Origin of the sequence: Pseudomonas nitroreducens TX1 (genome assembly GCF_000313755.1) — a bacterium.
In the GTDB taxonomy this organism is placed as follows: Bacteria; Pseudomonadota; Gammaproteobacteria; order Pseudomonadales; family Pseudomonadaceae; genus Pseudomonas; species Pseudomonas nitroreducens_A.
Map to the genome: position 1 here is coordinate 80,638 of NZ_AMZB01000134.1, position 26,266 is coordinate 106,903.

27 protein-coding genes are annotated in these 26,266 nt (G+C 66.8%); 19 read left to right on the forward strand and 8 right to left on the reverse strand.

Going from position 1 to position 26,266, the window contains the following annotated elements; translation table 11 throughout:
* Positions 1-11: 11 nt before the first annotated feature.
* From C167_RS0126285 to C167_RS0126310, 6 genes are all read left to right on the forward strand, one after another.
* A complete protein-coding gene (locus C167_RS0126285; RefSeq protein ID WP_017521303.1) occupies positions 12-1,769 on the forward strand; it encodes a bifunctional alpha/beta hydrolase/class I SAM-dependent methyltransferase in 1,758 nt (585 codons plus the stop codon).
* 8 nt (positions 1,770-1,777) lie between these two features.
* Positions 1,778-3,118, forward strand: a complete 1,341-nt coding sequence (locus C167_RS0126290) for a phosphatase PAP2/dual specificity phosphatase family protein (RefSeq protein WP_051168001.1) — start codon at positions 1,778-1,780, stop codon at positions 3,116-3,118.
* Positions 3,108-3,554 (forward strand): hypothetical protein, encoded by a 447-nt coding sequence (locus C167_RS0126295; RefSeq protein ID WP_017521305.1) that lies wholly within the window; start codon positions 3,108-3,110, stop codon positions 3,552-3,554. The genes C167_RS0126290 and C167_RS0126295 overlap by 11 nt, the downstream gene beginning before the upstream one ends.
* Positions 3,555-3,568: 14 nt before the next feature.
* Positions 3,569-4,198: a lysophospholipid acyltransferase family protein gene (locus C167_RS0126300; RefSeq protein WP_017521306.1), complete on the forward strand. Its 630-nt coding sequence runs from the start codon at positions 3,569-3,571 to the stop codon at positions 4,196-4,198.
* A 1-nt stretch (position 4,199) separates the two neighbouring features.
* Positions 4,200-5,129, forward strand: coding sequence for a phosphatidate cytidylyltransferase (locus tag C167_RS0126305; RefSeq protein WP_017521307.1), 930 nt, complete (start codon positions 4,200-4,202; stop codon positions 5,127-5,129).
* A 188-nt stretch (positions 5,130-5,317) separates the two neighbouring features.
* Complete coding sequence (locus C167_RS0126310; RefSeq protein ID WP_017521308.1) at positions 5,318-6,364, forward strand: ATP-grasp domain-containing protein; 1,047 nt, start codon at positions 5,318-5,320, stop codon at positions 6,362-6,364.
* A 358-nt stretch (positions 6,365-6,722) separates the two neighbouring features.
* Here C167_RS0126310 and flgA read toward each other — a convergent pair whose 3' ends face one another.
* Positions 6,723-7,544 carry a flagellar basal body P-ring formation chaperone FlgA gene (gene flgA, locus C167_RS0126315; protein WP_081596723.1) on the reverse strand — a complete coding sequence of 274 codons (822 nt, stop codon included), beginning with the start codon at positions 7,542-7,544 and terminating at the stop codon, positions 6,723-6,725.
* Positions 7,545-7,595: 51 nt separating this feature from the next.
* Here flgA and flgB point away from each other — a divergent pair, with 51 nt between their 5' ends.
* From flgB to C167_RS0126375, 12 genes are all read left to right on the forward strand, one after another.
* On the forward strand, positions 7,596-7,961 hold the full coding sequence (gene flgB / locus C167_RS0126320) for a flagellar basal body rod protein FlgB (RefSeq protein WP_026079297.1): 366 nt from the start codon (positions 7,596-7,598) through the stop codon (positions 7,959-7,961).
* A 4-nt stretch (positions 7,962-7,965) separates the two neighbouring features.
* A complete protein-coding gene (gene flgC / locus C167_RS0126325) occupies positions 7,966-8,394 on the forward strand; it encodes a flagellar basal body rod protein FlgC (protein ID WP_017521311.1) in 429 nt (142 codons plus the stop codon).
* On the forward strand, positions 8,394-9,065 hold the full coding sequence (locus tag C167_RS0126330; RefSeq protein ID WP_017521312.1) for a flagellar hook capping FlgD N-terminal domain-containing protein: 672 nt from the start codon (positions 8,394-8,396) through the stop codon (positions 9,063-9,065). Before flgC ends, C167_RS0126330 begins: the two co-directional genes overlap by 1 nt.
* Positions 9,066-9,245: 180 nt before the next feature.
* Positions 9,246-10,433 carry a flagellar hook protein FlgE gene (gene flgE, locus C167_RS0126335; protein ID WP_017521313.1) on the forward strand — a complete coding sequence of 396 codons (1,188 nt, stop codon included), beginning with the start codon at positions 9,246-9,248 and terminating at the stop codon, positions 10,431-10,433.
* Positions 10,434-10,590: 157 nt separating this feature from the next.
* Entirely contained in the window at positions 10,591-11,319 is a 729-nt protein-coding gene (locus tag C167_RS0126340; RefSeq protein ID WP_017521314.1) for a flagellar basal body rod protein FlgF, read from the forward strand.
* Between the two features lie 27 nt (positions 11,320-11,346).
* Entirely contained in the window at positions 11,347-12,132 is a 786-nt protein-coding gene (gene flgG, locus C167_RS0126345; protein WP_017521315.1) for a flagellar basal-body rod protein FlgG, read from the forward strand.
* Between the two features lie 2 nt (positions 12,133-12,134).
* Positions 12,135-12,797 carry a flagellar basal body L-ring protein FlgH gene (gene flgH / locus C167_RS0126350; protein WP_017521316.1) on the forward strand — a complete coding sequence of 221 codons (663 nt, stop codon included), beginning with the start codon at positions 12,135-12,137 and terminating at the stop codon, positions 12,795-12,797.
* A 15-nt stretch (positions 12,798-12,812) separates the two neighbouring features.
* Positions 12,813-13,931 (forward strand): flagellar basal body P-ring protein FlgI, encoded by a 1,119-nt coding sequence (locus C167_RS0126355; RefSeq protein WP_200860180.1) that lies wholly within the window; start codon positions 12,813-12,815, stop codon positions 13,929-13,931.
* Entirely contained in the window at positions 13,931-14,971 is a 1,041-nt protein-coding gene (locus tag C167_RS0126360) for a lytic transglycosylase domain-containing protein (RefSeq protein ID WP_017521318.1), read from the forward strand. Before C167_RS0126355 ends, C167_RS0126360 begins: the two co-directional genes overlap by 1 nt.
* Positions 14,968-16,335: a flagellar hook-associated protein FlgK gene (gene flgK, locus C167_RS0126365; RefSeq protein ID WP_026079298.1), complete on the forward strand. Its 1,368-nt coding sequence runs from the start codon at positions 14,968-14,970 to the stop codon at positions 16,333-16,335. Before C167_RS0126360 ends, flgK begins: the two co-directional genes overlap by 4 nt.
* 22 nt (positions 16,336-16,357) lie before the next feature.
* Positions 16,358-17,272, forward strand: a complete 915-nt coding sequence (flgL, locus tag C167_RS0126370; protein WP_017521320.1) for a flagellar hook-associated protein FlgL — start codon at positions 16,358-16,360, stop codon at positions 17,270-17,272.
* Positions 17,273-17,392: 120 nt separating this feature from the next.
* Positions 17,393-18,439 carry a hypothetical protein gene (locus tag C167_RS0126375; protein WP_017521321.1) on the forward strand — a complete coding sequence of 349 codons (1,047 nt, stop codon included), beginning with the start codon at positions 17,393-17,395 and terminating at the stop codon, positions 18,437-18,439.
* Between the two features lie 189 nt (positions 18,440-18,628).
* On the opposite strand, the gene mdtI is transcribed toward C167_RS0126375, so the two are convergent.
* Positions 18,629-18,958: a multidrug/spermidine efflux SMR transporter subunit MdtI gene (mdtI, locus tag C167_RS0126380; RefSeq protein ID WP_017521322.1), complete on the reverse strand. Its 330-nt coding sequence runs from the start codon at positions 18,956-18,958 to the stop codon at positions 18,629-18,631.
* Positions 18,952-19,311 carry a multidrug/spermidine efflux SMR transporter subunit MdtJ gene (locus tag C167_RS0126385; RefSeq protein WP_017521323.1) on the reverse strand — a complete coding sequence of 120 codons (360 nt, stop codon included), beginning with the start codon at positions 19,309-19,311 and terminating at the stop codon, positions 18,952-18,954. Before C167_RS0126385 ends, mdtI begins: the two co-directional genes overlap by 7 nt.
* 472 nt (positions 19,312-19,783) lie before the next feature.
* Here C167_RS0126385 and C167_RS0126390 point away from each other — a divergent pair, with 472 nt between their 5' ends.
* Positions 19,784-21,421: a SulP family inorganic anion transporter gene (locus tag C167_RS0126390; RefSeq protein WP_017521324.1), complete on the forward strand. Its 1,638-nt coding sequence runs from the start codon at positions 19,784-19,786 to the stop codon at positions 21,419-21,421.
* Positions 21,422-21,639: 218 nt separating this feature from the next.
* Here C167_RS0126390 and C167_RS0126395 read toward each other — a convergent pair whose 3' ends face one another.
* Genes C167_RS0126395 through C167_RS0126415 form a run of 5 tightly spaced genes read right to left on the reverse strand, consistent with a single transcriptional unit; the run spans position 21,640 to position 26,234 of the window.
* Positions 21,640-22,434, reverse strand: a complete 795-nt coding sequence (locus C167_RS0126395) for an ABC transporter ATP-binding protein (RefSeq protein WP_017521325.1) — start codon at positions 22,432-22,434, stop codon at positions 21,640-21,642.
* A 26-nt stretch (positions 22,435-22,460) separates the two neighbouring features.
* Positions 22,461-23,222, reverse strand: a complete 762-nt coding sequence (locus C167_RS0126400; protein WP_017521326.1) for an ABC transporter permease — start codon at positions 23,220-23,222, stop codon at positions 22,461-22,463.
* Positions 23,219-23,980 (reverse strand): ABC transporter permease, encoded by a 762-nt coding sequence (locus C167_RS0126405; RefSeq protein WP_017521327.1) that lies wholly within the window; start codon positions 23,978-23,980, stop codon positions 23,219-23,221. The genes C167_RS0126400 and C167_RS0126405 overlap by 4 nt, the downstream gene beginning before the upstream one ends.
* Positions 23,981-25,192, reverse strand: coding sequence for an MFS transporter (locus C167_RS0126410; RefSeq protein WP_017521328.1), 1,212 nt, complete (start codon positions 25,190-25,192; stop codon positions 23,981-23,983).
* A complete protein-coding gene (locus C167_RS0126415) occupies positions 25,179-26,234 on the reverse strand; it encodes an ABC transporter substrate-binding protein (RefSeq protein ID WP_017521329.1) in 1,056 nt (351 codons plus the stop codon). Before C167_RS0126415 ends, C167_RS0126410 begins: the two co-directional genes overlap by 14 nt.
* Positions 26,235-26,266: the final 32 nt, after the last annotated feature.

Genomic DNA, 26,266 nt, shown 5'->3' on the forward strand with positions numbered 1-26,266 from the left:
CAGAGGAAGTTATGCGCGAATCTTCAAACCACCACTTCGTTACCCACGACGGCGTCGAGCTGTTCTACCGCCACTGGCCGGCTGCTGCCGGAAACGACGAGCCGCGCCGCGCGGTGCTGCTGTTCCACCGCGGCCACGAGCATTCCGGGCGCATCGGCCACCTGGCCGACGAACTCGACCTGCCCGGTTTCGATGTCTTCGCCTGGGACGCCCGCGGCCACGGCCAGTCGCCCGGCGCGCGTGGCGACAGCCCGAGTTTCGGCACCAGCGTGCGCGACGTGCAGACCTTCGTCGAGCACATTGCCTCAACCCATGGCATCGCCATCAGCGACATGGCGGTGGTGGCGCAGAGTGTCGGCGCGGTGGTCGCTTCCACCTGGGTGCACGACTACGCCCCGCCGATCCGCAGCCTGGTGCTCGCCTCGCCGGCGTTCAAGGTCAAGCTCTACGTGCCTTTCGCCCGGCCGGGCCTGAAGCTGGCGCGCTGGTGGCGCGGCAACTTCTTCGTCAACAGCTACGTGAAAGCGAAATTCCTTTCCCACGACCCCGAACGCATCGCCTCCTACGACAGCGACCCGCTGATCGCCAAGGCCATCTCGGTAAACGTGCTGCTGGGCCTGTATGAGGCGGCCGACCGCGTGGTGGCCGACGCCCAGGCGATCCAGGTGCCGACGCAACTGCTGATCTCCGGTTCCGACTTCGTGGTGCACCGCAAGCCGCAGCAACGCTTCTTCGACAACCTCGGCACGGCGCGCAAGGAACTGCACGTCCTGCCCGGCTTCTTCCATGACACCCTCGGCGAACTGCATCGCGAGCAGGCGACCGCGCGCGCCCGGCGCTTCATCCTCGAATGCTTTGCCCGCGAGCCGGAGCGGCCGGACCTGCGTGACGCCGACCGCTTCGGCTACACCTGCGCCGAGGCCGAAGCGCTGGCGACGCCGCTGCCGGCCTGGTCGATCCGTGATCTGTACTGGCGCGCCACCCGCGCCAACATGCGCCTCGGGCGGCTGCTTTCGGACGGCATCAACCTCGGCTTCCAGACCGGCTTCGATTCGGGCAGCACCCTGGACTACGTCTACCGCAACCAGCCCGCGGGCGCGGGGCCGGTGGGCCGGATGATCGACCGCACCTACCTGGAATCCGCCGGTTGGCGCGGTATCCGCCAGCGCAAGGTGAACATCGAGGAACTGCTGCGCCAGGCCATGGCCAACCTGCGCGAACAGGGGCGCGAGGTGCGCATCCTCGACATCGCCGCCGGCCACGGGCGCTACATCCTCGAAGCGCTGCAGGGCGTCGATCCGCTGCCGGAAAGCGTGCTGCTGCGCGACTACAGCGAGCTGAACGTGCGCGAAGGCTCGGCGCTGATCGAGCGCCTGGGCCTGAAGGAACGTGCGCGCTTCGTGCAGGGCGACGCCTTCGACGGCGCCGATCTCGCCGCCGTGCAACCAAAGCCGACGCTGGCCGTGGTCTCCGGTCTGTATGAGCTGTTCGCCGACAACGCCATGGTCAGCGGCTCGCTGGCCGGCCTGGGCGAGGCGGTGGAGGAGGGCGGCTACCTGATCTACACCGGCCAACCCTGGCACCCGCAGCTGGAGCTGATCGCCCGCGCCCTTACCAGCCACCGCGCCGGGCAGGCCTGGGTGATGCGCCGTCGCACGCAGCTGGAGATGGACCAGTTGGTCGCCGCCGCCGGCTTCCGCAAGCTGGCCCAGCGCATCGACGAGGACGGCATATTCACCGTCTCCCTGGCCCGCCGGGAGCGCAACTGATGGGCTCGATGCCGGCGCGCGATCCCGGAGTCCTGCGGCGCGCGGTGATCTGGCTGCTGTTCCTCGGGCCGTTCTTCTTCCTCAGCTACGGCTTCGCCAACTGGGTGGCGGCGCAGCGCGAATCGGTCGGCGTGCTGGTGTTCGACTGGGAGCGCGGTACGCCGCTGTGGCCCTGGACGATCATCCCGTACTGGTCCATCGACCTGCTCTACGGGCTGTCCTTCCTGCTGCCGCGCACGCGGCGCGGGCTGGACTGCCATGCCCTGCGCCTGCTCACCGCGCAGGTTATCGCGGTGGCCTGCTTCCTGCTGTTCCCGTTGCGTTTCAGCTTCGAGCGGCCCATGCAGGAGGGCTTCTTCGGCGTGCTGTTCGACCTGCTGATGGGCTTCGACAAACCCTTCAACCAGGCGCCTTCGCTGCACATCGCGCTGCTGGTGATCCTCTGGGTCGCTTATGGCCGATACCTGCAAGGCGCGTGGCGTTGGTTGCTGCACGGCTGGTTCACGCTGATCGGTGTCTCGGTGCTGACCACCTGGCAGCATCACTTCATCGACGTGCCGACCGGTGCGCTGCTGGGCTTCTTCTGCGTCTGGCTGTGGCCGCGGGAGGTTCGCTCGCCGCTGCAGGCGTGGCGCCTCAGCAATGATCCGCAGCGGCGTCGGCTGGCGGGGCTCTACACCTGTGGTGCGCTGTCGTGCCTGGTGTTGGCGCTGGCGGGCGGCGGCCTGTGGCTCTGGTTGTGCTGGCCTGCGGTATCCCTGGCGCTGGTTGCGCTCTGCTACCTGGGCATCGGCACGGTGGGTTTCCAGAAACGCCTGGACGGACGCCATTCGGTGGCGGTCTCCTGGCTGCTGGCGCCCTACTGGCTGGGCGCGTGGCTCAACGCGCGCTGGTGGACGCGCCACCACCCGCAGCCCGACGAGGTGCTGCCGGGGCTCTGGCTCGGGCGCCTGCCCGACTGGCATCAACCCCGGCACTTGCCCAGCCTGGCGATCCTCGACCTGTGCGCCGAGCTGCCCTGTACCGCGCCGGCGCGCCGCTACGAGTGCCTGCCGCTGCTCGATCTGGTAGCGCCGAGTGTCGAGCAGTGCCGCCAAGGCGCGGAGCTGATCCAGCGACTGCACGCCGAAGGTCCGCTGCTGGTTTGCTGTGCGCTGGGCTACTCGCGCAGCGCCACGCTGGTGGCGGCATGGCTGATGATTTCCGGCCGCGCGAACACGCTGGAGGAGGCCTTGGCGCTGGTTCGCCGGGCGCGCCCGCAGGTGGTGCTCAAGGCCGACCAACTGGCGGTGCTGGCGCAGATCGCCGGCCAGCCGAGCCTGCCGCAGGAGGTGAGCCATGTCGGTTGATCCGGGCCTGATCCTGGTGGCCAGCCTGCTGCGCCGTGGCAGCAGTCTCAATGGCCTTTCCTCCGCACTCACGGTGCTGGCGCTGGCGCTGGGTTTCTACGGCGTGCTGATGGCCAGCGCCACCCTGGCGTTCAGCCTGAGCATGGCGTTGCTGGTGCTGCTCGGGCTGGTGCAGAAATTCTATGCCATGCGCGTGGCGCTGGACGCCGACCTGTTCGAAGCCATGGCCAATGCCGGCGACGCGCTGCCGGAAAAGACCCGGCAGCTGGACGAAGCGCTGGCCACCTACGCCGGAGTGGCGGCCGACAAGGCCGGCCGCCCCTGGGGCGAGCGCAGCCGTGGCGCCCTGGCGCTGCTGCGTCGGCAAGTGCTGCTCTGTGCCGCGCAATGGCTGATCGCGCTGCTGTGCCTGATCATCCTGACCTTCCAATCCTGAGGAACGCACCCGCAATGCTGGAACGACTCTTCGCCTATGCCATCATCGCCGGCGCCCGCGCGGTGACCGGCCTGCGCAGCCTGTGGATCGGCACCACGCCGATTCCGGCGCAGCGCATCTACTACGCCAACCACAGCAGCCATGGCGATTTCGTCCTGCTCTGGGCCTCGCTGCCGCCGGAGCTGCGTTCTCGCACGCGGCCGGTCGCCGGGATGGACTACTGGGGCAAGGGCGGGCTGCGTGGCTTCATCATCAACCGCGTATTCCACGGCGTGCTGATCGACCGCACGCGCGGCGCCGAGGGCGGCAACCCACTGGAACCGGTGGAGCGTGCGCTGGCCGAAGGCGATTCGCTGATCCTGTTCCCCGAAGGCACCCGCAACCTCGACGAGGAAGTGCGCCTGCTGCCGTTCAAGAGTGGCATCTACCACCTGTCCAGGGCGCACCCGCAGGTGGAGCTGGTGCCGGTGTGGCTGGACAACCTCAACCGCGTGATGCCCAAGGGCCGCGCGCTGCCGTTGCCGCTGCTGTGCACCCTGAGCTTCGGCGCGCCGCTGGCGGTAGAGGAGGGCGAGGCCAAGGATGCCTTCCTCGAACGCGCCCGCGAGGCCTTGCTGAAACTCGCCGCGCCGGAGGGTCGCTGAAATGAACCAGACCTGGCTGCTCTTCGGTGGCATCGGCGCCATCCTGGTCCTCGCTTCCCTGGTCGGCGCGGTGCTGCGCTGGAAGGCCCCGCCCGGGCCGCACGCGGTGATCGACAACCTCAACGCGCGGATCAACGCCTGGTGGGTCATGGTCGCAGTGATCGGCTGTGCCTTCGCTCTCGGCTATTGGGCGGTGATCCTGCTGTTCTACGGGGTGTCCTTCTACGCCCTGCGCGAATTCCTCACCCTGATGCCGACCCGCCGCAGCGACTATCCGGCGCTGGTGGCGGCGTTCTACTTCGTGCTGCCGATGCAGTACCTGCTGATCGGCATCGGCTGGTACGGGCTGTTCTCCATCTTCATCCCGGTCTACGTGTTCCTCCTGCTGCCGATCCTCGCCTCGCTGGGTGGCGACTCCAAGCACTTCCTCGAACGCGCCTCGAAGGTGCAGTGGGCGCTGATGCTGGCGGTGTTCTGCATCTCCTACGTGCCGGCGCTGCTGACCCTGGAGATCGCCGGCTACGAGGGACGCAACCTGCTGCTGATCGCCTTCCTGGTCATAGTCGTGCAGCTGTCCGACGTGCTGCAGTACGTCTGCGGCAAGCTGGTGGGCAAGCGCAAGATCGCGCCGAACCTGTCGCCGTCCAAGACCCTGGAAGGCTTCGTCGGCGGGGTGACGCTGGCCACGCTGATCGGCGGCGCGCTGTGGTGGATCACGCCCTTCAGCTTCTGGCAGGCCCTGCTGATCGCGCTGATGATCAACATCCTCGGCTTCTTCGGCGGCCTGGTGATGTCGGCGATCAAGCGCGACCGCGGGGTGAAGGACTGGGGCCACATGATCGAAGGCCACGGCGGCATGCTCGACCGGCTGGACTCGGTGTGCTTCGCCGCTCCGGTGTTCTTCCACTTCGTCCGCTACTGGTGGACCTGACTTCCGTCGGAAATCCCCCAGGCGCTCCGGGGGTAGCCACTCCGGAGCGACGGTTCGCGGCTACGCTTGCTCTATTCTTCTGGAAGTGTCGTATGGCAATGGAGTGTTTGGGGCGTAGGCAATCGAATCTTTTGGGGCCATGAAGCAATGAACACTCTTTTGGCACGACTCACGGTCAGGGCCGCATCTTGAGCGCCCCGGCGAGCGGTTTTCCCTTTACCTGCCTGGTCACCGCCATCGGCTCGTATTCCGCCGAATCGGTGATCGCTTCGCTGCGCGAGCATTGGGGTGCGCGGGTCGTCGGGACCAATATCCAGCCGTGGGACTGGTGTACCGCTTCCGCGCTGCTGGATGCCTTCCACCAGGTGCCGCCGGCGCGCGGCGTCGAGGCCTACATCGGGCGGTTGCTGGAAGTCTGCGAGGCCGAGCGGGTGACCCATGTGTTGCCGCTGATCGACCCGGAGGTCGATGCCTTTGCCCGTCATTATGAAACCTTCGCCGAGCGTGGCATCACACTGTGCATGCAGCCGCTGGAGACCATCCGCATCGCCCGCGACAAATGGCTGGTGCATCAGGCTTTCCAGGATGATCCACTGATCCGCACCATCCCCACCTGGCGCCTGGAAGACCTGCCCGTGCCGGGGCTGGGCCTGCCGCTGATCGCCAAGCCGCGCGACGGCCGCAATTGCGAAGGGCTGATGCAGGTGCGCGACGAGGATTTCCTGCACTACGTGCGCAAGCGCTTCTCTGGCCGCGACTACATCGTGCAGCCGCTGCTGCCGGGCGATGTCTGTGTGGTCGACGTGGTGCGCCAGCAGAGCACTGGCGACTGGGCAGCGATGGCTCGCCAGGAGTTGGTGCGAACCCCCACCGGAGCGGGGCTGACCGTGCGCATGCTGGCCGACCCGCATTTGGTCGCGATGGCCGGTCGGGTAGCTGAGGTGCTCGGCGTCAACGGTTGCATCAACATGGAATTCCTGGTGCAGGACGGCGAGGCACTGCTCATGGACGTCAACCCGCGCTTCTCCGGCGGGATCGCCTTCAGCCACCTGTCGGGCTACGACATGGTCGCCAACCACCTGCGCTGCTTCCGCGAGGCGCCGCTGGATGCGCCGGTGCTGCCGGCACCGAGCATCCATGCGCGGCGGCTGGTGGAGGTGACGACCTATTGCGCGCCGGATGCCCCCGTAGGAGCGGACCTTGTCCGCGATGTCCTGATGCCGCTGCAGCGTTGATGGGGTGTTCCCCGGCGCATCGAAGCCCGCCCCCGGCAAATCGCGGACGGCGTCCGCCCTACGAAAGCCCGATACCGCGTAGGAGCGGACTTCGTCCGCGATGCTGGCGCCCTGCTCAATAGGCGCAGATCGTAGGGCGCATAACGCGCCAGCGTTATCCGCCCGACGGGCTGCAGCGTTGAGCGAGGATTTCCTTGCGGGAGTAGGCGGGTGCTCTCTGTGGGTTCGAAGTCCGCCGCGCGGGCCATCGCGGACGGAGTCCGCTCCTACGAAAGCCCGATACCGCGCAGGAGCGGACTTCGTCCGCGATGTTATCGCCCCGCTCAATGGGCGTAGCGGAGCCGCGGAGCGGGCAGTATCAGAAGATGCTGCTGACCTCGCCTGAAGCCATCACCTTCGCCTCGATGATCTTCTGGCTGCGCAGATTCTTCACGCGGATCACCTCGTCCTGCTTGCCGTTGGCCAGCGCCTCGCCGACGGCGCTGGCCTGGATGCCGTCCTGGCTGGCGACGATCTTCACCTGCTGCCCGCGGCGCACCAGCATTGCGCCATCGAGCAGCGCCGGGGTCAGCGGCTGGTCGGCGCGGATGCGGCGGCGGGCGGTCTTGCCCGTCACTTCCGTGATATCGGTGAAGTAACCCCGCGAACTCTTGCCGAGCTCCACCGGCGCGAGCTTGAGTTGCGCCGCCTCCAGCGTCTGGCCGCGCTCGATCTCGCCGCTGGCGACCACGGTCGGCAGGGATACCCTGGGTTGGCTGGTGAAGCTCACCGGCCAGCCGGGTTGCCCGGCGCAGGAAGCTTCGAAACGGCGCCGTGCGGTAACCGCGGCGGGAGTTTCCAGCAAGCGCAACTGCGGGCCGCCTGGGCAGGCGGCGAGCTTGCCCAGGCTGCTGGGCAGGTTGTTGTCAACCGTGAACGTCATGCCTTTCCACCCGGCCTTGCGCGCGGCTTCTTTCAACTCGGAGGCGACCTGCTGCTGCGCGGCGGCGTCGAGTTGCGCACGTGCATCCTTGGCTTGCGCCAGGGTGGGAAGCAGCAGGAGGAAGCAGGCGGAAAGGGTTTTTCCGCATCCTGTCGCGTGGCGTGTCGAAAGCGGAAACGCCGCGTTGCACACGCAAGTCATTCCTGCGCGTAAAGCCTTGTAGATCAACGACATGAAGCGGCCTTCAGGGGTCGGCATGCTTTGTGCTCTGTCGCCTCGCACGCCGAAAAGTGAGAGTGGGTTGCGGAAATGAGTATACGGTTTGACGAGACGCTGGGTATCCACGAGAGAGCCCTCTCGCTGCACATGCAGCGCAGCGAAATCCTCGCCTCCAACCTGGCCAACGAGGACACCCCCGGCTTCAAGGCGCGGGACATCGACTTCGCCGCCGAGATGCAGCGCCAGGACACCTCCAGCGTCCTGTTGGCCAGCACCAGCGCCGCGCGCCCGGACCTGAAGTACCGCATCCCCAACCAGCCATCCCAGGACGGCAACAGCGTGGAGCTGGCCACCGAGCAGGCGGAGTTCTCGCGCAACGCGATGGATTTCCAGACCAGCCTCACCTTCCTGACCTTGAAGTTCCGCGGCCTCAAGCAGGCCATCGAAGGACGCTGACGCCATGGCATTCGATTCCATCTACCGCATCGCCGGCTCGTCGATGAACGCGCAGACCGTGCGCCTGAATACCGTGGCCAGCAACCTGGCCAACGCCGACTCCGCCGCCAACAGCCCGGACGCCGTGTACCAGGCGCGCAAGCCGATGTTCGCCGCCGTCTACGAGAACGACCAGCTCACCCGCGGCGCCGGCATGGGCGGCGCCCACGTGCAGGTGCTCGACGTGGTCACCTCCGGCCGCGCCCCGCAGCGCCGCTACGAGCCGGGCAGCCCGCTGGCCGATGCCACCGGCTACGTCTACTACCCCGACGTCAACGAGATCGAGGAGATGACCGACATGATGTCCGCCACCCGCAGCTTCGAGACCGGCGTGGAAGTGCTCAACCGCGTGAAGAGCATGCAGTCCAGCCTGCTGAAACTGGGAGACGCCTGATGGGCACGGTGAACAACGACACCAGCGGCACCAGCACCAACGGCACCGCTTCGGATGCGCCCCGGCAGGCGGTCAACCTGGGCGAGCTGACCGACATGGAGAACAGCTTCATCACCCTGCTGGTCGCCCAGGTGCAATACCAGGACCCGACCAAGCCGGTGGACAGCACCGAGTTCATCAACCAGTACTCGGCCATGGCGCAGGTCAAGAGCATGCAGAACATGACCACCCTGCAGCAGAACAACCTGGTGCTGATGGACAACCTGCAGACCCTCACGGCCGCAGGCCTGGTCGGCCAGGAAGTGAAGGTCAGCGCTGACAGCCTGCAACTGGACGGCGACAAGGTCAGCGGGCAGATCACCCTGGAGCACGCCTCGGCCACCACCGTGCTACAGCTCACCGACGCCAACGGCGTGCGCACCGACATCGCCCTCGGCCCGCAGGAAGCCGGCGCCGTGCCCTTCACCGTGGACCCGCAGGCGCTGGGCCTTAAGCCCGGCAAGTACAGCCTGGCGGTCAAGACCGAGAGCGGCGAGACGCCAGGCATCGAGGTTTCCGGCCGGGTGCACAACGTTCGCGTCAGCGCCGACGGCCCGGTGCTGGAAGTCGAAGGCGCAGGTTCGGTGCCCTTCTACAAGATCGTCGAATTCAGCCAGGGCCAAGCCGCCTGAGCGCTTGTTTACGGTATCGCGAGCTAGAGCAGAACAAGGCAGAAACAGGCTGAAAAAGCGGAGTTTACGCGCTGTAAATGAGCATTTTTCAGCCTGTTTCTAACGCAGTTTTGCCGACGCGCAGCAGATCGTAAACAAGCTCTGAGCGCCTGTTCCCCCCACTTAGGATGAGCTAACGCCATGAGCTTCAACATCGCCCTGACCGGCCTGAACGCCGTCACCCAGCAGCTGGACACCATCAGCAACAACATCGCCAACTCCGGCACCGTGGGCTTCAAGTCCTCGCGCACCGAGTTCGGCAGCGTCTACGCCGACAGCAAGGGCATGGGCGTGGAAGTCGCCGGTACCACCCAGAGCATCAGCCAGGGCGGCTCGCTGGTGTCGACCAACCGCGCCCTGGACCTCGCCATTTCCGGCGGCGGCTTCTTCGTGGTCAAGAGCGGCAACGGCGACACCCAGTACACCCGCGCCGGCGTGTTCGGCCAGGACAAGAGCAACTACCTGATCAACGCCACCGGGCAGCGTCTGCAGGGCTACCCGACCGACGCCGCCGGCAACCTGCTGGTGGGCACCGTTTCCGACCTGCAGGTGAAGACCGCCAACCTGCCGGCGAAGGCTACCGACAAGCTGGAGTTCGTCGCCAACCTCGATTCCAACGAAAAGGTGCCGACCGTCTCGCCGTTCGACCCGCAGAAGGTGGAGACCTACAACTCCACCTACACCAGCAAGATCTACGACTCCCAGGGCAAGGAACACACCCTGACCCAGTACTTCGTGCTGACCGGCACCAACACCTGGGATGCGCACTACGCGGTGGACGGCAACGCCGTCGGCGCCACCCAGTCGCTGACCTTCGCCCCGGACGGCTCGCTGTCCGCGCCGATCGCCTCGGTGCCGGTGGGCTTCACGCTGCCGGGCGTCGACCCGATGAACATCGCCCTGGACTACACCGGCACCAGCCAGTACGGCTCGGACTTCGTCGTCACCACCAACCGCACCACCGGCTACGCCGCCGGCGAGCAGACCGGCATCGCGGTGGAGAACGACGGCAAGGTCTACGTCAACTACAGCAATGGCCAGCGCATGCTGCAGGGCCAGGTCGCCCTGGCGAACTTCATCAACGCCGGCGGGCTGCAGAACCAGAGCGGCACCGCCTGGACCGAGACCTCCGCGTCCGGCGCCCCGCTGATCGGCGTGCCCGGCATCGGCCAGTTCGGCTCGCTGTCGGCCGGCAACCTGGAGGGCTCCAACGTCGACATCACCCAGCAGCTGGTGGGCCTTATGGAAGGCCAGCGCAACTACCAGGCGAACACCAAGGTGATGACCACCGACAAGGAACTCACCCAGGTCCTGTTCTCGGCTATCTAAGCGTCTTTTTACGATTTTCTGCTGTGTTGGAAGTATCGATGCTCGGGCATTTCCCTCTCCCCAGCCCTCTCCCTGAAGGGAGAGGGCTGGGGAGAGGGGTTCTTCAAGCGACACGTCCCCATGCTTTTCCAACTCAAAAGGCCTCTAAGGACTCCTCATGGATCGCCTCGGCTATACCGCAATGACCGCCGCCAGCCGCAGCATGGCGGCGCTGGACGTGCGCGCGAACAACCTCGCCAACGTCAACACGCCCGGCTTTCGCGCCGACCTGGAACACGCCACCGCGGTGGACGTGAGCGGCGCCGGCTACGACAGCCGCCACCTCGCGCGCATCGAGAGCAGTGGCGTGGACATGAGCGCCGGCACCCTGATGGCCACCGGTCGCGACCTCGACGTCGCCATCCAGGGCCAGGGCCTGTTCGCCGTGCAGAGCGGCAACGGCGAGGCCTACACGCGCCAGGGCAACCTGGAGATCGACGCCGACCGCCAGCTGATGATCAACGGCCGCGCCGTGCTCGGCGAGTCCGGCCCGATCACCCTGCCCGAGTACGACGCCATCGCCATCGGCAACGACGGCACCATTTCGGTGATGCCGCGCGGCGACTTCATGATGACCGACGTCGACCGCCTGAAGCTGGTGGACGCCCCGGCGTCCTCCCTGGTGAAGAACGCCCAGGGCCTGCTGGTGAGCAAGGACGGCCAGAACGTCGCGGCCAGCGAGGACGTGCGCCTGGTGTCCGGACACCTGGAGCAGAGCAACGTCTCGGCCATCGACCAGCTGGTGGGCACCCTGAGCCTGAACCGTCGGTTCGAGGCCCAGGTGAAGATGATGAAGGCCGCCTCGGATCTCGCCGAGGCCGGCGACCGCATGATCCGTGGCGCGTAACGCGCGGCGCGCAGACAGGAGCACAACATGAGTTCGGCACTTTGGGTCAGCAAGACGGGCCTCGCGGCACAGGACACCGCGATGTCCACCGTCGCCAACAACCTGGCCAACGTCAACACCGTCGGCTTCAAGAGCGACCGCGCGGTGTTCGAGGACCTGTTCTACCAGGTGCAGCTGCAACCCGGCGCCCAGGCTGACCAGGTCAACACCGTGCCTTCGGGCATCCAGCTGGGCAGCGGCGTGCGCGTCGTCGGCACGCAGAAGGTGTTCACCGAAGGCAGCATGCAGACCACCGGGCAACCGATGGACCTGGCCATCGTCGGCAGCGGCTTCTTCCAGGTCGAGGCGCCCAACGGCGACACCTACTACACCGAGAACGGCCAGCTGCAGCTGAACAACGAAGGCATCGTGGTCAACGCCCAGGGCCTGCCGCTGACGCCGAACATCGAGGTACCGGCCGGCGCCAGCCGCTTCACCGTCGGCAGCGACGGCATCGTCACCGCCGTGCTGCCGGGAGAGACGTTGCCCACGGAGCTCGGCCAGATCACCCTGGTCAGCTTCACCAACCCGTCGGGCCTGGAAGCCATCGGCGGCAACCTCTACAAGGAAACCGCCGCCAGCGGCGAGCCGGAGGAAGGCACGCCGGGCGAGGAAGGCCTGGGCACCCTCAAGCAGGGCGTACTGGAAGGTTCCAACGTGCAGGTGGTGGAGGCGATGGTGAACATGATCGCCATCCAGCGCGCCTACGAGGCCAACGCCAAGGTGCTCGACGCCGCGTCGGGCATGCAGCAGTTCCTCAACCAGACGGTCTGACGATGACGCGCCTTGCCCTGCTGCTCGCCCTGGCGCTGCTCGCCGGCTGCCAGAGCTTCGAGGAGATGTTGCCGGACGAGGATTCCTCGACCTACCAGCCGCCGGAGCTGGACTACAGCCAGCCGCCCACCACCAGCGGCGGCCTGTTCCGTTCCGGCTACGGCGGCTCGCTGCTGCGCGACAAGCGCGCCATCGGCGTCGGCGACATCGTCACCGTGGTGCTCAGCGAGTCCACCCAGTCGAGCAAGAGCGCGGGCACCAGCTTCGGCAAGCAGTCCAGCCTGGACGTGCCGGTGCCGACCATCCTGACCAAGGAATACGGCGGCCTGGAAAGCTCCGCCACGGCCAACCGCGACTTCACCGGCTCGGCGAAGAGCTCGCAGCAGAACACCCTCTCCGGCTCCATCGCGGTGACCGTGCACAAGGTGCTGCCCGGCGGCGTGCTGCTGGTGAAGGGCGAGAAATCCCTGCGCCTGAACCAGGGCGACGAGTTCATCCGCCTCACGGGCCTGGTGCGCATCGACGACATCAACCGTTCCAACCAGGTGTCCTCGCAGAACGTCGCCAACGCGAAGATTTCCTACGCCGGGCGCGGCGTGCTCAACGACAGCAACTCGGCCGGCTGGCTGACACGCTTCTTCACCCACCCGCTGTTCCCGATGTAAGCAGGCGAGCACTCCATGCGTAGAACACTCATGTGTAGAACCCTTGGGCGCCTGCTGGCGGCCTTCTGCCTGTTCTGGCAGGCCGAGGCGCTGGCCATCCCCTTGCTGGACCTCGTGGACATCGAAGGCGTGCGCGAGAACCAGCTGATTGGCTACGGCCTGGTGGTCGGCCTGGACGGCACCGGCGACAAGAACCAGGTGAAGTTCACCAACCAGTCGGTGGCCAACATGCTCAAGCAGTTCGGCGTGAACCTGCCGCCGAACGTCGACCCGAAACTGAAGAACGTCGCCGCCGTGAGCGTCACCGCCAGCGTGCCGCCGTCCTACAGCGCCGGGCAGACCATCGACGTCACCGTGTCCTCGCTGGGCGACGCCAAGAGCCTGCGCGGCGGCCTGCTGCTGATGACGCCGCTGCAGGGTGTGGACGGTGAGGTGTATGCGCTGGCCCAGGGCAATCTCGTGGTGGGCGGCCTGCACGCCCAGGGCCAGAGCGGCTCCAGCTTGTCGATCAACAGCGCCAACAGCGGCCTGATTCCCAATGGCGCGACCATCGAACGGATGATCCCCAGCGACTTCGCCCAGCGCCCGGACGTGATGCTCAACGTGCGCAAACCGAGCTTCCAGACCGCCACCCAGGTGATGAACGCGGTGAACGAACGCTTCGGCTCCGGCACTGCCACCGCGCTGGACGGCACCAAGGTGTCGGTGCGTGCTCCGGTCAGCCTGGCCCAGCGCACCAGCTTCATGGCCATGCTCGAAGGCATGGAAGTGCAGGAAGGCCGCACCCGGCCCAAGGTGGTGTTCAACAGCCGCACCGGCACCGTGGTGGTCGGCCAGGGCGTGCGCGTGAAGGCGGCCGCCGTGGCCCACGGCACGCTCACCGTGACCATCAGCGAGAACCCCCAGGTCAGCCAGCCCGGCCCGTTCTCCAATGGCACCACGGCCGTCACGCCGCAGTCGGACGTCTCGGTCAGCCAGGACAAGAAGCCGATGTTCAAGTGGCCCGAGGGCACCAGCCTGGAAAGCATCATCAACACGGTGAACAGCCTGGGCGCCACGCCGGACGACGTGATGAGCATCCTCCAGGCGCTGGAGCAGGCCGGCGCGCTGAACGCCGAGCTGGTGGTGATCTGATGAGCATCACCTCGCTCAATCGCCCCATCGTTCCCAGCGGCCAGCCGGGCGAGTCGCCTGAACAAATTCGCCGCGAACAGTTGCAGGCGGCCTCCGAGCAGTTCGAGGCGATGTTCCTGCAGCAGATCCTCAAGCAGATGCGCAAGGCCGGCGACGTGCTCTCCGCCGGCAGCCCGCTGCGCAGCCGAGACCTCGACACGATGCGCGACTTCTACGATGAGGCGCTGGCCGAGCACCTGGCCTCGCGCAAGCAGACCGGCATCGCCGACCTGCTGGTGCGCCAGCTCTCGGCTGAGCCGACCGACACCACCGCGCCGGTGGCGCTGGCGGACGGTGGCGAGGCCCTGCGCCGGCCTTCCGTCTCCAGCCGCAACCCGCTGGTCGACACCTGGCAACGCGGCGTCGAGCGCCTCGCCCACGCCTGGCAGCAAGGCAGTGCGGGCTTCCGCACCCTGGTGGACAGCGTGATCGGCCAGGAATCCGGCGGCAACGCCGCCGCCGTTTCTCCCAAGGGCGCACGCGGCCTGATGCAGCTGATGCCCGACACCGCCCGCGAAGTCGCCGGCGAGCTCGGCCTGCCCTACGACGAGCAGCGCCTGACCAGCGACCCGGCCTATAACAAGGCCCTGGGCAGCGCCTACCTGGGCAAGCTGCTCGACCGCTACGACGGCCAGCACGTGCTCGCCCTGGCCGCGTACAACGCCGGCCCCGGCAAGGTGGACGAGTGGCTGAAGAACAACGGCGACCCGCGCAGCGGGCAGATCGGCATGGCCGACTGGGTGCGCAGCATTCCCTATGACGAAACCCGCGACTACACCCTCGGCGTCCTGCGCCGCGTGCGCGAGGCCCAGGCGCCGGCGCGTATCCCCGGCAGCGGCCTGTCGCCCGAGAGTGGTCTGAAGCACGCGCCCCAGGACGGATTTAAGCGTCACGCCGATTCCGTCGCCTATCAGGGACAACAGCCCGAATTTGTTTCCCGACCGGCCTCGGCGGCCTTTGCCCAGCCGATTCGCCTCGAGTCGAAGGAGAGTGCCTCTTGAGTATGTTGAGCCAGATCGGCTACAGCGGCCTGCGCGCGGCGCAGATCGCCCTGGCCACCTCCGGCCAGAACGTCGCCAACGCCAACACCCCCGGCTTCAGCCGGCTGAGCCCGGTGCTCGCCTCGCTGGCCGGCGAGGGCGGGCTGAACGTCGGCGGCGGCGTGACGGTCACCAGCATCCGCCGCATGGCCAACGACTTCCAGAACCAGCAGCTGTGGCGCGCCACCACCGAGCAGAGCTACTACGACAGCGGCCAGCAGTACCTGTCCGCGCTGGAAGGCCTGATGGGCGGCGAAGGCTCGAGCATCAGCGTCGGCCTGGACAACTTCTTCGCCGCGCTCAGCGAGGCCACGGCCACCCCCGGCTCCGTCGCCCTGCGCCAGCAGATCGTCAACGAGACCCGGAACCTCGCCCAGCGCTTCAACGGCCTGTCCGGCAACATCGACAGCCAGTTGCGCGCCCTGCAGGAGCAGCGCGGCGCCATGGTCGGCGAGATCAACGGCCTGACCGCCAACCTCGCCGCGCTGAACAAGCAGATCGTCGAGGTCGGTTCCTCCGGCGGCGACACCACCGCGCTGCGCGACCATCGCGAGAGCCTGGTGCAGGACCTGTCCAGGTACGCCTCGATCCGCGTCAACGAAGTGGCCGACGGCTCGCTGACCGTCTCCCTCGCCAACGGGCAGCCGCTGGTGGCCGGGAACTCCGCCGGGCAACTGGCGATCAGCCGCACCGCCAGCGGCAAGCAGGAAATCGCCCTGACCTTCGCCGGTACCAGCTTCCCGCTTTCCCAGGACGGCATGGGGGGCTCCCTTGGCGCGCTGTACGACACCGAGTACGACACCCTGCGGCCGAACCAGACCGCCCTGCACGAGATGGCCGGGCAGTTCGCGCAGATGGTCAACGACACCCTCGCCAATGGCTTCGATCTCAACGGCAACCCCGGCCAGGCGCTGCTCGGCTACAACGCCGGCAGTACCACGGCCATGCTCAGCGTGAACGGCCTCAAGCCCGAGGAGCTGGCGCTGTCGGATACCGCTGGCGAGAGCGGCAATAACAGGAACCTGCTCGACCTGCTCGAACTCAAGGGCCAGAGCATCACCGTCGGCGGCAGCCAGGTGACACTCAACGACGCCTTCGCCGGCCTGCTCGGCAAGGTCGCCAGTGCCAGCCGGCAGAACCAGGCCGACCAGAAGACCGCCACCACCGTCGCGACCCAGGCCCAGGCCCAGCGCGACAGCGTCAGCGCGGTGAGCCTGGATGAAGAGGCGGTCAACCTGATCACCTACCAGCAGGCCTACCAGGCCAACATGAAAGTCATCAGCACCGCCAAGGAGCTGTTCGACTCGATGCTCGCGGCCTTCTAAGGCCCTGGCTAAGGAAAGCACCATGCGCATTACCAACGCACAGATCACCGCGCTGATGAGCGGCTCGATGAACAGCAACTCGGCGGCGCTGGGCAGGCTGATGCAGCAGATGTCCACCGGCAAGCGCATCCTGCAGCCCTCCGATGACCCCATCGCCAGCGTGCGCATGCTGCGCATCCAGCGCGAGGAAGCGAGCCTGGCGCAGTACCGCACCAACATCAGCAACGTCTCGGGCAACCTTTCCACCCAGGAAGCCAACCTGCAGGCCACCTCGGACTCCATGCTCAACGTGCGCGACCTGCTGCTCTGGGCGGCCAACGGCTCGAATACGCCCAAGGACCTCAACGCCATGGCCGGCGAGCTGGAGAGTATCGAGAAGACCATCGTCAGCTTCGTCAACGTGCGTGACGAGGAAGGCCGCTACCTGTTCGCCGGCACCCTGAGCGACACCGCGGCGGTGACCTACGAACCGCTGACCGACACCTACGTCGCCACTGGCAACGACAAATCACGCCAGGCTGCCGTGGCCAACGGCGTGCAGGTGGAAGAGAACGTCACCGCGCTGGGGATGTTCGGCAGCAACCTGGACTTTCTCAACCAGCTCCATGCCACGGTGAAGCTGCTCAAGGACCCGGCTCTGGATACCACCGACCCGGCGGTGCAGGCGCAGATCGCCGCGACCATCGACGGCCTCGACAGCGCCCACGACGGCGTACTCGGCGCCATCACCGAGCTGGGTGGCCGGCAGAACACCCTGAGCATGCTCAACTCGAGCAATGAGGAGGTGTCGCTGGTGAACCAGAAGATCAACGGCGAGCTGTCGCAGCTGGACTATGCCGGCGCGAGCATCGACCTGAACACCTACCAGCTGGCGCTGCAGGCCACGCAGAAGACCTACCTGAAGCTCAACGACCTGTCGCTGTTCAGCCGCCTGTAAGTTCTTTCGTAGGGGCTCCGCACGGAGGTCTGGACGCCAATCGGCGGATCGCCCCTACTTTTTATCCCGCTTCCGCCCGGCCCTTGCGCCGGGCCGAGGCACATCGGTGCAGAGGTCACCATGAAGGTCATCAAGCAACTGCCGGCCGCTGCCGTCTTCGATCCCAGCGCCCGCCGCGACGTCATCCTGCCCTCCACGGGGGAGCGGCAGAACGCCCTGCGCAAAGGTGAGGAAAAAGGCGAGAACGCCGCACAGATGGCGCGCGGCGCGCAGAAGAGCGGCAGCTTCAACCTGCAGCTCAACCAGCAGTTGTCCTCCATGCAATCGGCCGACAGCTACCTGGGCGACCTGCAGGACCGCCTCGGCGGCCTCAAGCTCAACCTCAGCCGCGAACTCAGCGCGCCGCAGTCCCAGGACCGCGAAGGCGTGCGCCAGGCCACCCGGCAGGTCAACGAGCTGCTGGAGCAGCGCGCCCAGCGTTCGGACGGCAGCCTCGATGCCAACTTCCGGCTGCGCCTCAACGAGCCGGTGCGCAGCCGCTTCAGCCTGGAAGGCCTGGAGTCGGTGCAGGACATCCAGCGTTCGGGCAGGGAAACCCTGCTGTTCAGCGCCGGTCGACTGCTCGCCGAACCGGCTGCGGTGGTGCTGGACGATGGCATGAGCACCGAGCAGGTGCTGCGCCGCTTCAACGCCACGCTGGGCCAGGCCGGCATCCGTGCCGAACTCGATAGCGACGGTGCGTTGAAGTTCTCGGCGCCCGAGGCTGACTGGCAGCAGCTCAAAGGCCAACTGGCGGTGCAGGGCGAGGGCAAGCTGTTCGCCAAGGGCAGGAACACCCGGCTGAAAAGCCAGGAAGAAGGGCTGCTGGCGTTCCCCACCGAGATCAGGTCCGATGCTTTCCGCGAGCAGCGCCAGTTGCTCGATTCGGTGGTCTCGGCGCTGGATCGCATCGGCGGCCTGCGTGACCAGTTGCGTCACCGCCAGGACGACATCCGCGATTTCCTCGACCGGCATGCCAGCGAGGACGAGCGCGAATGGGCGCACACCTTCGCTGCCTCGATGCTCGATCGTATGGGGCGCAGTGCCACGCATTACAGCGCAGCGGCGCAGACGGTGGTGGCGCAGGCCAATCTCAGCCGCTTTGCCGTGGTGAGACTGCTGGCGTGATTCGCGTGGGTCTTTCGTAGGGCGGATAACGCGCCAGCGTTATCCGCCGCGAACATGCCGGCGGATAACCTGTTCCAGGTTATGCGCCCTACGATCCTCGGCGGCTTTTCGCAGGGCGCACGGCACCTTCTTCAAGACAACAAAAAAAGGCGGAGCCCAGCTCCGCCTTTTTTCATTTCACTTACGCAATCACGCCAGCTTCAGCAGGCCCATGCCCAGCACCAGCATCGCCAGGCCGACCCAGCCGCGCCACACCAGGCGCTGGCCGAACAGGGCCCAGCCCATGGCGACGGTGGCGAGGATGCCGAAGCCGCCCCAGATGGCGTAGGCCACCGACAGTTCGATGCCGCGTACCGCCTGCGCCAGCGCGGTGAACGCGCCCAGTACGCAGAGGATCGAGGCCACGCCGATCAGGCGCTTGCGAAAGCCGTCGGAATACTTCAGCAGCAGGTTGGCGATCACTTCCAGGACGATGGCCAGGCCCAGCCAGGCCATCGGAATCAGGTCATGGTTCAGCATGTGACAGCCTCCATGTTCTCCTCACGCTTCCCAGTGCGGGTACCGGATTTCACCAGCAGGATGCCGGCGATCATCACGGCCAGGCCCAGGGCCTTGTCCAGGCTCAGGTGCTCGCCGAGGAAGAAGGCGCTGACCAGGGTGATCAGCACGATGCCGATGCCTTCCCACAGGGCGTAGGCCACGCCGACCGGCACGCGCTTGATGGCCAGCGACAGGAAGTAGTACGACAGGCCGATCATCACGTACATCAGCAGCAGCCCGGCGACCGGGAACAATGTGTGGGTGAATTTCATCGAGGTGGTGCCAACGACTTCGAAGCCGATGGCGGCTAGCAGATAGATCCAGGAACGCATGGTAAAGCCCTCCCTCGGGCAGCCGCGCGCAGTCTCGCTAAGAGCATCCTTGCGGCGGTTTCGGTTCGGGTTCGGTGGCGCCGACTCGGGCGGCAATCACAGTTGAGTGTTGGCCGCGCTTGGCGCCACGCTCAGGTAGCAGCCGAAGGGAGGAACTAGAGGTCGCCGGTCCAGTGACGCTCACGCGAAACCAGGCGGGAAGTGGGGAGAGGTAGAGCCTTTATGTTCAACATAATGAACACATTGTGCCAATTTTCCGCTTAGCTGGCAAATCGGCTGCCTTGATTCAAGTCATGGATGCCCATGAACAGGCACCTGGGAAGCATGCTGGACCCCGCGCGTCATCAAGGTTGTGCAATATTCTGTTCACTCTGTTCTGCCTGCGACAGCACGCCACACTCATGACCTGCGCCAGTTCGTTCCGGTGCCGGTCCTGCTAGCATCCAGCATCGTTATCCCGTCGGAGACTGTGATGATCGCCCTGCGAGAAGCCTGGAAGGCCGGACTCTTCGGCCGTGAGCATTGGACGCGCAACCTGGTGGCAGGCGTCATAGTCGGGGTGGTTGCGCTACCGCTGGCCATGGCCTTCGCCATCGCCAGCGGGGTGAAGCCCGAGCAGGGCATCTACACGGCGATCTTCGCCGGTGCCCTGGTCTCGCTGCTGGGCGGCAGCCGCGTGCAGATCGCCGGGCCCACCGGTGCCTTCATCGTCATCCTTGCCGGCGTTACCGCGAAATACGGTGTGGACGGCCTGCAGATCGCCACGCTGATGGCTGGCGGGATCCTCGTGCTGCTGGGCGTCAGCCGCCTGGGCAGTATCATCCGCTTCATCCCCTCGCCGGTGATCGTCGGCTTCACCGCCGGGATCGGGGTAATTATCTGGGTCGGCCAGTGGAAGGACTTCTTCGGCCTGCCGGCGGTGACCGGCGAGCACTTCCACCAGAAACTCTGGCATCTGATCCAGGCGCTGCCACACCTGCACCTGGCGACGACGCTGCTGGCGCTGCTGAGCCTGGCGCTGGTGCTGTTCACCCCACGTATCGCCGCGCTGCGCCGGGTTCCCGGCCCGCTGGTGGCGATGGTGGTGGTCACGGCCATCCAGTCGCTGTTCCATTTCGACGGCGTGGCCACCATTGGCAGCGCCTTCGGCGGCATCCCACAGGGGCTGCCCAGCTTCAGCCTGCCGGAAGTGACCCTGCCGCGCATACTCGAACTGATCGGCCCGGCCTTCGCCATCGCCATGCTCGGCGCCATCGAGTCGCTGCTTTCGGCGGTGGTCGCCGACGGCATGGCCGGCACCCGCCATGACTCCAACCAGGAACTGATCGGCCAGGGCATCGCCAACCTGGTCACCCCGCTGTTCGGCGGCTTCGCCGCCACCGGCGCCATCGCCCGCACAGCGACCAACATCCGCAACGGCGGCAATAGCCCACTGGCCGGCGTCACCCATGCCGCGACCCTGGTGTTGATCCTGCTGTTCCTCGCGCCGCTGGCGTCGAACATTCCGCTCTGTGCGCTGGCGGCGATCCTCTTCGTGGTGGCCTGGAACATGAGCGAGGCGCGGCACTTCCTGTTCATGCTCAAGCGCGCGCCGCGCGCGGACGTGGCCATCCTGCTGGTGACCTTCCTGCTCACGGTGTTCAGCGACCTGGTGATCGCGGTGAACATCGGTGTGATCCTTGCCATGCTGCACTTCCTGCGGCGCATGGCGTCCTCGGTGGACGTGCATGCCGACGAAGGCCCGGAGCTGGAAGTGGAGCTGCGCGGCCGCGGCCTCGGCGAGCTGCCGCCCGGCGTGCTGGTCTACAGCATCGAAGGGCCGCTGTTCTTCGGCGCGGCGGAAACCTTCGAGCGCGCGTTGGCCAAGACCCACACCGACCCGAAGGTGCTGATCATCCGCCTGCGCCATGTGCCGTTCATGGACATCACCGGCCTGCAGACGCTGCAGGAAGTGATCGAACAACTGCATCGGCGGGGCATCGAGGTGCGCCTGTGCGAGGCCAATGCCCGGGTGCTGGGCAAGCTGCGCAAGGCGGGGGTTCTGGGGGATATCGGGACGGGGTATCACGCCGACTTTTCGGCGGCGCTGGGGGCGAGTGTCGTGTCCTGATCGAGCTGGTGGGGAGCGTGGGCGAGCACCCTCTCCCCAGCCCTCTCCCTGAAGGAAGGGGGAGCCGTCCTCTGCATCGTTACATATCGGCGTCAGTCGGCGAGAGTAGTTGTGTCCGTGCATGCCGGCCGGTCCCCTCTCCCTTCAGGGAGAGGGTTAGGGAGAGGGCAAGTTCCGCTGAGAAATTACATACGGCGTAGGAGCGGACTTCGTCAGGTTCATCCCTGCATCAGCTCCGCCAGCAGTTCATCCTTCAATTTCGCCAGCAGCACGTGGCCACGCTCGCGCGGATGCGGCAGGTCCACCCGCACCTCATGGCGGATCCGCCCCGGCCGCGCGTCCATCACCACCACTCGGTCGCCCAGGTACAGCGCCTCTTCCACGTCGTGGGTGACCATGATCATGGTGCTGCGCTGCTGCACCCAGATGCGCTGCAGCTCGTGCTGCAGTCGCACGCGGGTGAGGGCGTCGAGGGCGCCGAAGGGTTCGTCCAGCAGCAGCACCTTGGGCCGGGTGATCAGCGCGCGGGCGATGGCGGCGCGCTGCGCCATGCCGCCGGACAACTGGTGCGGATAGGCCTGCTCGAAGCCGGTCAGGCCCACCAGCTCCAGGTGGTCGGCGACCCGCTCGCGCTTCTCGGCGCGGCTGAGCTTCTGCTGCTTCAACGCCAGGGCGACGTTTTCTTCCACGGTCTTCCAGGGGAACAGGCGGTGGTCCTGGAATACGATGCCGCGCGCAAGGCTGGTGCCAGTGACCGCCTTGCCGTCGAGCAGGATGCGCCCGCTGTAGTCGTTCTCCAGGCCGACGATCAGCCGTAGCAGCGAGGATTTGCCGCAGCCGCTGGCGCCGACGATGCTGACGAATTCGCCGGGACGTACGTCGAGGGAAATGTTCTCCAGCACCGGCAGGCTGCGCCCGTCGATGGCGTAGGCCTTGCTCAGGCCCTGGATGGCCAGCGCGCCGGGTTGCGCCTGCTGGGCCGGCAGGATGGCGGGGTCGAGGATCGCGTTCATGGTCTGGGCACTCATGGCAATAAGGGTCAGCGCAGGTTGCGCCAGCGCAGCAGGTGGCGCGCGGCACGGGCGAACAGCTGGTTCATGGCGTAGCCGAGCAGGCCGATACTGAGCACGCCGATCACCACGATCTCCATGCGCGAGCCGGTCTCGGCGTTCATCATCAGGTTGCCCAGGCCCATGCCGGTGGAGAGGAACAGCTCGCAGCCCACCGAACTGACCCAGGCGAAGGCCAGTGCGTGCAGCACGCCGTTGCTCAGGCTGGGTAGCGCGCCGGGCAGCAGCACTTCGCGGAACTGCTGCCAGGGGCCGAAGGCGTACAGGCAGCCAACTTCGCGGTAGCGCTTTTCCACGTCGCGGAAGCCCTCGAAGGCATTCAACGTCATCGGATAGAAGGCCGCCAGGCTGACGATCAGCACCTTGGACGCCTCACCGCTGCCGAACCACAGGGCGATCAGCGGGATCAGGCCGAGGATCGGCACCTGGCGGATGGTGTGATACAGCGGCGCGAACAGTCGCTCCAGCGGTCGCGACAGCGCCATGCCGGCGCCCAGCGCGAAGCCGGCGAGCACGCCGATCAGCAGGCCGAGGCAGGTACGTTGCAGGCTGGCGGCGACACTCAGCCACAGCTCGCCGGTTTGGATCAGCTCGACGAAGCCGGCGCCGATGCGCTCCAGCGGCACGAAGGCATAGGCGGCGCTGGCGCCCTGTTGCGACTGCCAGTGCCAGGCGGCGATCAGCAGCACCGGCAGCACCAGGCCACGCAGTGATTTGAAATAGCGAGTCATGGCGTCGGTCTCCAGCGCAGCAGGCGCTTTTCCAGCAGGCGGAAGGCGAAGTCGAGGACGAAGCCGATGGCCCCGGTGACCACCACGCCGACCATCACGATGTCGATACGCAACATCTGCCGGCTCAGCTCGATCATCTGCCCCAGGCCGCTGTCGGCGGCGAGCAGTTCGGCCGCCACCAGCACCATCCAGGCGCGGCTCAGGCTGATGCGCAGGCCGGTGACGATGGGCGGCGCGGCGGCGGGGAAGGCGACATCGCGCAGCAGGCTCCAGAGCGGCAGGCGGTACACGCTGGCGACCTCGAAGTAGCCGCGCGGGATGCCCTTCACGCCCTCGCTGGCGGCCAGCGCCACGGGGAAGAAGGCGGCCTTGGTGACGATGAGGATCTTGAAGGTTTCCTCCACACCGAAGAACAGGATGAACATCGGGATCAGCGCGATCGACGGCACCTGGCGCAGCGTGTGGAACAGCGGCGCGCAGTAGATCTCCACGGTTTTCGATAGCGCCATGGTGGTACCAAAGAGCAGGCCGCCCAGCGCGCCGATGGAGAAACCGATCGCCAGGCGCGACAGGCTGTTCGCTACGTGTTCGCGCAGCTCGCCGCTGGCCAGCAGGTCCTTGAAGCTGGCCCAGACTTCCGCCGGCGGCACCAGCAGCTGCGGCGGGAACCAGCCGGCGCGCGCGGCGACGAACCAGGCCAGCAACAGGAGCAGCGGCGAGGCGAACCAGCTCAGACGATCAAAGGTGTGGTTGAGCATTCAGCCCTCCTGTCCAAGCAATGGCTCGGGGGTTTGCCGGCGCAGCTTGCGTTGCCAGCAGAACAGCGCGGCCAGCAGCACCAGGGGAATCCAGCAGAGGAACAGGTTGCCCAGCCCGACGACGTGGCTGATCGCCCCGCCTAGCAACGCGCCGGAAAAGCTGCCGGACATGGAGGCGAGGTTGAACAGCCCGGAAATCTTGCTCTTGTCCATGGCGTGCTCGCCCAACTGGGCCATGTTCACCAGGTGGATCAGCGCCGCCGCCGCGCTGAGCAGCACGCCGCCCAGGGCCAGCAGCCAGTAGTTGTGCGCGCTGCCGAGCAGCAACAGGGCGAGTAGTGCCGCGCAAAGGCTGCCGATGTAGGCCAGGCGCCGGCCGCTGCGTTCGATCAGGTAGCCGAAGCCGAACAGGCCCAGCACCGAGGCCAGGCCCTGGATCATCACCAGGCTCACCGCCTGGCCTTGTGACAGTCCGGCAACGTCCATCGCCAGCAGCAGGATGAAGGTGCCGAACAGCGCGCTGGTGGCGGCGCTGAGCAGCTCGATCAGGCAGCTTTCGGCGATCTCGACGTTGGCCAGCATGTTGCCGACCTGTTGCAGCAGTCCGCCGGTGGCGGCCGCGACGGGCACGTCTTCGCTGGGGGCTTCGCCTTCCCAGAAGCCGAGGCTGTAGAAGGCCATCAGGCCAAAGCACAGGCCGATGGCGGCGAAGCCCCAGGTGAAGCTCGTCGCGCCGCTCAGCCAGTTGCCCAGCAGCGGCCCGAGCAGGCCCATACCCAAGGTCAGCGAACCGCGGTACCAGCCAGCCTTGTCGTTGCCGATGCGCTTGAGCTGGCGCAGGAAGGCGCTGTTCATGGCAACGATGCGGAAGGGGATGCACAGGCCGATCAGCAGCCGCGCGAAGGCCAGCCACAGCCAGCCGCCGAACAGCGGGATGGCCAGGTTCAGCAGCATCGGCCCGAGGCTGGCGAGGAAGTACACCCGGCGCGCGCCGAAGCGGGCGATGACGAAACCGGCGGGCAGGGTGAGGATCACCATGCCCAGGGCCTCCATCGCCGAGATGATGCCGATCTGCATGGCGTTGGCGCCGATGCTGATGGCGTAGAGCGTGGTGACGATCTTCGCCATGCCGATGGTGGCGCCGCTGAAGGCCGCCAGCAGCATGAAGTTGAGCAGGAAGGCGTCTGGCCGCGCCGGGCTAGATGGCGACATCGATCTTCCCCAGCAGGGCTTCCAGCGGGCGCGGGTCGATCCAGTCGTCCACGTTGACGTGGTTGCCGATGAAGTCCCAGCGCTGGAGGAACGCGGTGAGGTCGCGCAGGGCGTTGACCGAGCGTTCCGCCAGGTTGGTCTGCAGGCGCAGGTGCGCGTCCTCGCCGTAGGCGCTGGCCACCCAGAACTCGCTGGTGTTCAGCTCGCGAGCGAGGAAGCGCCGGGTCTCTTCGGGGTGTGCCCAGGCCCATTGCTCGGCGCGCAGCACGGTGTCGAGCACCCGCACGGCGGCATCGAAATGCTCGTCCAGCAGTTGCTGGTCGACGGTCAGGGTGCGTGGCGTGCCGATGTTCGAGCGCACCAGCGGCTCGGGGTGCGAGCCGACATCCATCACCACGTGCAGGCCGAACTCATGGGCCAGCTGCAGACCGTGGGCGCCCTTGAGGAAGATCGCGTCGATGTCGCCACGCAGCAGGCCGATCAGTTCGTTGTTGCGCTGCACCACGCGGTTGCCCTTGAGCGCCACCTGGGCGCCGAATACGTGGCGTACCGGGTCGTCGCTGAAGGTGCCGCCGTAGGGGTAGTCCACCAGCTCGACGTCGCGCACTTCCAGGCCTTCCAGGCGCAGGGCGTTCTCCAGGCCGCGCAGGGACTGGGCGCGGGTGAAGTCGATCTGCACGTTGGCCCACTTCGGCAGGCCGAAGCGCCGGTGGCGCAGGTCGCGGATACTGCGCACGCCGCTGTCCGGGGCGCTGACGATCAGTTGCACCTCGTCGCTCCACGACAGCCCGACCACCCGCGTGCGCGCGCCGCTGGCGCGGGCCCAGATGGCCGGGATGTTGCCGCCGTGGCGGACGGAGTAGGGCAGGTGATGGTCGAAGTGTGCCTCGCGTACCTCGCGCTCGGAGGATTCGCGCAGCGACTGGATGCGCGTGCCGAACGGGCGGAAGGCCTGGGCCAGGCGCCCGGATTCGACGGCGATGCCGAGCCCCGTGGGAACGGGACTGTGGGTGTACCAGAGGGTTTCCAGCGGTGTGCTCATGGGTGTCCGTCAGGGGTGAAAGCCCCCGCGCC